The organism is Shewanella sp. 11B5, assembly GCF_002836795.1.
In the GTDB taxonomy this organism is placed as follows: Bacteria; Pseudomonadota; Gammaproteobacteria; order Enterobacterales; family Shewanellaceae; genus Shewanella; species Shewanella frigidimarina.
Genome location: NZ_PJAP01000511.1, coordinates 1 through 5,767, shown reverse-complemented (window position 1 = coordinate 5,767; position 5,767 = coordinate 1). Strand labels below are relative to the sequence as shown.

General features: G+C 39.9%; 7 protein-coding genes. 5 read left to right on the top strand and 2 right to left on the bottom strand.

Annotated features, from left to right (window positions below; genetic code table 11):
• Positions 1–156 precede the first annotated feature (156 nt).
• The 4 genes from CXF78_RS12050 to CXF78_RS12035 all read left to right on the top strand — a co-directional run bounded on the left by CXF78_RS12050 (position 157) and on the right by CXF78_RS12035 (position 2,029).
• Positions 157–552, top strand: a complete 396-nt coding sequence (locus CXF78_RS12050; protein ID WP_011637065.1) for a GNAT family N-acetyltransferase — start codon at positions 157–159, stop codon at positions 550–552.
• Positions 553–698: 146 nt separating this feature from the next.
• The gene (locus CXF78_RS12045) at positions 699–1,400 is read left to right on the top strand and encodes a DUF445 domain-containing protein (RefSeq protein ID WP_102036926.1); all 702 of its coding nucleotides are present in this window, start codon (positions 699–701) and stop codon (positions 1,398–1,400) included.
• Positions 1,401–1,500: 100 nt separating this feature from the next.
• Positions 1,501–1,851 carry a VOC family protein gene (locus tag CXF78_RS12040; RefSeq protein WP_011637067.1) on the top strand — a complete coding sequence of 117 codons (351 nt, stop codon included), beginning with the start codon at positions 1,501–1,503 and terminating at the stop codon, positions 1,849–1,851.
• Positions 1,832–2,029 carry a DUF1289 domain-containing protein gene (locus CXF78_RS12035; RefSeq protein WP_011637068.1) on the top strand — a complete coding sequence of 66 codons (198 nt, stop codon included), beginning with the start codon at positions 1,832–1,834 and terminating at the stop codon, positions 2,027–2,029. Before CXF78_RS12040 ends, CXF78_RS12035 begins: the two co-directional genes overlap by 20 nt.
• A 45-nt stretch (positions 2,030–2,074) precedes the next feature.
• Here the strand turns inward: CXF78_RS12035 and CXF78_RS12030 are convergent, their stop codons facing one another.
• Positions 2,075–2,590, bottom strand: coding sequence for a GNAT family N-acetyltransferase (locus CXF78_RS12030; protein ID WP_011637069.1), 516 nt, complete (start codon positions 2,588–2,590; stop codon positions 2,075–2,077).
• Positions 2,591–2,782: 192 nt separating this feature from the next.
• Here CXF78_RS12030 and CXF78_RS12025 point away from each other — a divergent pair, with 192 nt between their 5' ends.
• Positions 2,783–3,535 carry a TerC family protein gene (locus tag CXF78_RS12025; protein WP_102036925.1) on the top strand — a complete coding sequence of 251 codons (753 nt, stop codon included), beginning with the start codon at positions 2,783–2,785 and terminating at the stop codon, positions 3,533–3,535.
• A gap of 126 nt (positions 3,536–3,661) precedes the next feature.
• Here CXF78_RS12025 and asnB read toward each other — a convergent pair whose 3' ends face one another.
• Positions 3,662–5,326, bottom strand: coding sequence for an asparagine synthase B (gene asnB, locus CXF78_RS12020; RefSeq protein ID WP_102036924.1), 1,665 nt, complete (start codon positions 5,324–5,326; stop codon positions 3,662–3,664).
• Positions 5,327–5,767 lie beyond the last annotated feature (441 nt).

The following is a 5,767-nucleotide window of genomic DNA, read 5'->3' as shown; positions in this document are numbered from 1 at the left end:
CTATTTATCTTCTTTACATCGGTTAATTTTGTTTTATGCGTTAAATACTTATAGTGACATATTGTTTTTAACCTGGTGGCTCGATGCCATCACTCAATAGGCATAATACTTGCGATATTCATACGCGGTATTTAATTCTATTTTCAAGGATGAGAAATGCAAATACGTCTAGCTTCGAGCGTCGATTTAGAACCATTGAGCCTGCTATTTGATCTATATCGGCAGCAATTACAACAACCCTCAGACTTTCCCGCGTGTCATCATTTTTTGAAGCACCGCTTGGCCGAAAATGATTCGATGATTTTTGTCTCCATCAGAGACGATGAAATGGTGGGTTTTATTCAATTGTACCCGTCGTTTTCTTCATTGCGCCTTGCTCCCGTGTGGTATTTGGAAGATGTGTTTGTAAAACCTCAATATCAGCAGCAGGATGTTGTTAGCCAAATGTACCAAAAGGCCCAATTGTTGGCACAAAGTACTGGGGTATTATTGATTAACCACCATGATTCTCAAGTACCTATCGAACCTGAATCCTTAAGTTGTACGGCGTAAATTGATCCGTATTATTTGTTTGCCATTATCCATGGTAATCAAGCCTGCGCTGAGATGAACGATGAATTATGTAGACCTCAGTTATTTCTGATAAAATAGCTGAGGTTTTTTATTATTTTTTCATCATAGATGTTAAGGAAAAGAGATTGAATAAGAGCGTATTAACCAACCTTATCGCGGCTATCTTCATGCTGGTTGGGTATGTGTTACAACAACAAATCGTCATGACAATAGGGTTATTTGCGTTGTCGGGTGCATTAACCAACTGGTTAGCAATCCATATGTTGTTTGAAAAAGTCCCCGGTTTATATGGTTCCGGTGTGGTTCCATCACGATTTGAAGAGTTTAAAGCGGGCATTAAACATTTAATGATGCAGCAATTTTTTACTCAAGAGAATATCGATCGCTTTTTGACAACCAGCAGCGCCAGCAGTATTGATTTAACCCCTGTGATTGAAAAGATTGATTTAGCGCCATCATTTGATGCATTAGTGTCGACTATCGAAAAGTCATCGTTTGGTGGCATGTTAGCGATGTTTGGTGGTACCGAGGCGTTGATCCCACTGAAAGAGCCGTTTATTGAAAAAATGAAACTGTCGTTAGTTGAACTGGCTCAAAGTGAAGAGTTCAATGCTATTTTAGTCAATGAGCTTGAAAAGCCGGATGTCATCGCAGACATGCAAGCTAAAGTGGCCAATATTGTGGAACAGCGTTTAAATGAACTTACGCCAGCATTAGTGAAACAAATCATTCAAGACATGATTAAAACCCATCTGGGTTGGTTAGTTGTGTGGGGTGGTGTGTTCGGCGGTATTATTGGTGCCGTAGCGGCATTGCTGCAGCAATAACGTTAATCTGCAATCTTATTATTTTTGTGGCACTGTCAGCCATATAATACTGTCAACCATATAATATTGTCAGCCAAATAACAGAGTAACAGAGGTGAGTATGAGTCAACATCATAGTATTAATTATTTAGAAATACCCGTGAAAGACCTCATCGCAACCAAAGCCTTTTTTACTCAGGTTTTCGGTTGGCAGTTTCAAGACTATGGTCCTCAATACAGTTGTTTTTTGCAGGTCGGAATTGATGGTGGTTTTTATCAAGCAGACTCTCAATTCACCTTAGCAAATGGCAGCCCGTTAATTGTGCTTTACAGCCAAGATTTGGCCGCCACAGAAGCTAAAATCATTCAGGCTGGTGGACTCATCACCAAAGCCGTATTCAGTTTTCCTGGCGGTAGGCGTTTCCATTTTAGCGACGTCAATGGTAACGAATATGCCGTCTGGTCAGAATAACGACAATCAAATTGCCTCACCTTGTGTGAGGCAATGTTGTTTAGACCAGCGTGATATCTGCTTAGGCTGTCATCGTTCGCTCGATGAGATTTTGGCTTGGCATACTATGGACCAACAACAAAAAAGTGCGTTGCTAGAAACATTACAACAACGCGCTATTGCACGTAAAAAACGCTAGTAGGGCGCTAATCTATAATTGTTGATCACTACATATCGTATTGAGCTACACCGCTGTTGGGTTAGTTCTGGGTTCGGTATCTGTTCTAAATAAGCTAAACCCGCGAGCTTGATAGTTTTGTAAAGCGCTTGGATGATCTAACGAGCAAGTATGCACCCAAACTCGGCGGGTGTTAGGTAGCGACCACGCTTGTTCAATGGCTTGAGTCAGTAAATAGCCACCAAAGCCTTTACCGATAAAGCGCTCTCCTAAACCAAAATACATAATCTCGACAGTTGCATCATCTTGCTGCTGTAATTCAAAGTAACCCGCTGGTGCACCGTCTTTATAGGCCACAAATAAATGCAAGTTATCCGCTTCGCTGTATTCCTGCCATTGACTATCGGACAACGCTAATTTGTCTGTCCACTCCCAGGCTGCACCCACAAATTGATATAAAAAACGATTGAATTGATATTGTTTTATTTTCACTTCAACCACGGTTAAGCCGTTGGCATCGTGCTTAGGTTTTAATTGACTGCGGTCGGTCATCTCAAGATTAAAAATGCTGATGTCTGTCATGGTATCTCAATATAAATAAAGTTTATTTCTTAAAACTAACTTTTAAAATCATTCATAGCAAATTTAAAATAAATGCTTAGAAAAAATATATTTTCACAAAACAAATGTTGTCTATTGTGGTTGATTTTTGGCTAATGTAGATTCTCTGCGAGAGTAACCTATGGCAATGAAATTCAATTATAGAGGTAGTATATGTTCGAATGGATAGCAGATCCGCAAGCATGGGTGGCACTTTTAACCCTGATAGCACTCGAGATTGTACTCGGTATTGATAATATTATTTTTATCTCGATTGTGGTTGGAAAGTTACCTGTTCATCAAAGAGATAAAGCAAGACTCATTGGGATAGGTTTAGCGATGGTAGCTAGATTAGGTCTACTATTAAGTTTATTTTGGATCATGGGGCTCGTAGAGCCTATTTTTACCTTGCTAGATAATGCTATTTCAGGTCGTGATTTGATTTTAATTTTTGGCGGTTTATTTTTATTAGCCAAATCAACTCATGAAATTCATACGAGCTTTGATATTCCGACCGAATCAACTCATGGTGTTGCACAAGTTGGCTTTTACTCAGTGTTAATTCAGATCGCGATTCTCGATATTGTATTTTCATTAGATTCAGTCATTACTGCTGTTGGCTTGGTTGATAATATATCGATAATGGTTATTGCTATCGTTTTATCTGTCATTGTGATGTTGTTCGCCGCCAAACCAATCAGTATATTTGTTGAAGAAAATCCGACGATTAAAATGCTCGCATTGTCATTTTTATTGTTAATTGGATTCACTTTAGTTGCTGAGGGTCTCGATTTCCATGTACCAAAAGGGTACATCTATTTTGCAATGGCATTCTCGTTAACGGTGGAACTTATCAACATAAAAATCAAGAAGAGAAAAGAAACTGGCACTATTCATCTCAATAAAAAAATGTCACAAAATGACTAATTATATATAAACTTTTTTAAGTCGTAATTTTTTAAAATAAAAAGCACACCATTAATTGGTGTGCTTTTCTGTTAATGCCATCAGTTCTTGAAATGCGTTTACATTTTAAGAACAGAACACGTAAATCTAATATGCGCTAGCGTGAACATTTTTAACTGCGCGGCCCGATGGGTCGTTAAGTCCTTGTAAACTTGCATCCCACAATAGTGCTTCAGGGGTTGAACACGCAACGGTTTTTCCACCTGGCACTGTTTCAGCGGCACTGGCTAATGGGAAAAACTCTTCAAAGAAGCTGCGGTAGAAATAGGCTTCTTTCGACTCTGGCGTGTTGTATGGGAAACGGAATTTTGCGTTAGCAAATTGCACGTCATCTACGTTTTCTGCTGCATGGGCTTTTAAGCCATCAATCCACGAGTAACCTACGCCGTCACTGAACTGTTCTTTTTGGCGCCATACCACTTCTTTTGGTAATTTGTGCTCAAACGCTTGACGTAAAATGTGCTTCTCGATGCGACCATCTTTAGACATCTTCGCTTCAGGGTTGATGCGCATTGCTACGTCAATAAACTCTTTATCTAAGAAAGGCACACGCGCTTCAAGTCCCCATGCTGCCATGGCTTTGTTGGCACGCAAGCAATCAAATAAATGCAGCTTATCAAGCTTACGCACTAATTCTTCATGGAACGCTTGGGCGTTAGGCGCTTTATGGAAATACAGATAACCACCAAATAGTTCGTCAGCACCTTCGCCAGACAACACCATTTTAATGCCCATGGCTTTAATTTTACGTGCCATTAAATACATTGGCGTAGCGGCACGAATAGTGGTTACGTCGTAAGTTTCTAAGTGATAAATCACTTCTTTAATCGCATCTAAGCCTTCTTGGAAGGTATACACAATAGGGTGATGAATTGTACCAATAGCATCTGCCACTTTTTGCGCCGCGACCAAATCAGGAGACTCAGCTAACCCTACTGCAAATGAATGCAGTTGTGGCCACCATGCGCCTGTTTCGCCGTCGTTTTCAATCCGGTGTTTTGCATATGTTTGTGTAATGGCAGAAATCACTGATGAATCTAGGCCACCAGACAATAATACTCCGTAAGGAACATCAGACATTAACTGGCGTTTTACCGCTGCTTCTAATGCTTCACGTAATTCTTCAATGCTAGCTGGGTTATCTTTAACGGCGTCAAAATCGCGCCAGTCACGGTGATAATACTGGGTTGGTTTACTGTCAGCAGAATATAAATACTGTCCAGGGTAAAACTCTTCAACTGTTTTACATACGGGCATTAATGCTTTCATTTCAGAGGCAACGTAGAAGTTACCAGACGAATCTAGACCTGTATAAAGTGGGATAATGCCCATGTGGTCGCGACCGATTAAGTAAGTGCCTTTGGCTTTGTCATACAGTACGAATGCGAAGATACCGTTCAGTTTGTCTAAAAAGTCACAACCGTATTCTTGGTACAGTGACAAGATCACTTCGCAGTCTGAGTTGGTTTGATACTGGTATTTGTCACCTAGCTGAGCTTTTAACTGCTTGTGGTTATAAATTTCACCGTTTACGGCTAATACTATGTTGCCATCAAGGCTGATAAGCGGTTGCGCTCCGTGGTCAACGTCAACAATCGATAAACGTTCATGCGCTAAAATGGCTTTGTCATCAGCATATATGCCAGACCAATCTGGGCCGCGGTGACGCAGTAGTTTTGACATTTCTAACGCCACTTGGCGAAGTTTACTTGCATCAGTTTTGATGTCTAAAATTGAAAATATTGAACACATAATACGGCTCCAGCAGCGTTGGCTAATCTTTATCTGGTTCCTACTTTGCCAGCATTTTCGTTAACTGCCAAGCATGTTTTTTGAGATAACATCATAAATATGGCTATTTTAATGATTTTATCTCTTTTAAATATCTTTTTGTTTGAGTAATGTATTGTGAAACCATCACTTCGCTGAAGTATCTTTATTTTTATCTAGATTATGGCTATTTTTTTTAAGATTTCATAATCAAATACCACTAAAAGCCATAATTGCACTAATGCTGTGCGTATGATGTTTATTTGAACAAAAGTGGGGCTTAATGGTCACTTTACGACGTTAACATCGCCATAATAGCGCCAGTGTGACATGTTGATGCGCGATAATGGGGCTTCTATTCACCCGGTGATAGCCAATCAACCAATGCCTAACTTGTTAAGTGTTTTAATTCTCGATAGGGTT

What these genes read in the sequence shown, in the direction of transcription:
- CXF78_RS12050 (WP_011637065.1), top strand. Translation starts at nt 157, where the DNA reads ATGCAAATACGTCTAGCTTCGAGCGTCGATTTAGAACCATTGAGCCTG.
- CXF78_RS12040 (WP_011637067.1), top strand. Translation starts at nt 1,501, where the DNA reads ATGAGTCAACATCATAGTATTAATTATTTAGAAATACCCGTGAAAGAC.
- CXF78_RS12030 (WP_011637069.1), bottom strand. Translation starts at nt 2,590, where the DNA reads ATGACAGACATCAGCATTTTTAATCTTGAGATGACCGACCGCAGTCAA.
- asnB (WP_102036924.1), bottom strand. Translation starts at nt 5,326, where the DNA reads ATGTGTTCAATATTTTCAATTTTAGACATCAAAACTGATGCAAGTAAA.
- CXF78_RS12025 (WP_102036925.1), top strand. Translation starts at nt 2,783, where the DNA reads ATGTTCGAATGGATAGCAGATCCGCAAGCATGGGTGGCACTTTTAACC.
- CXF78_RS12035 (WP_011637068.1), top strand. Translation starts at nt 1,832, where the DNA reads ATGCCGTCTGGTCAGAATAACGACAATCAAATTGCCTCACCTTGTGTG.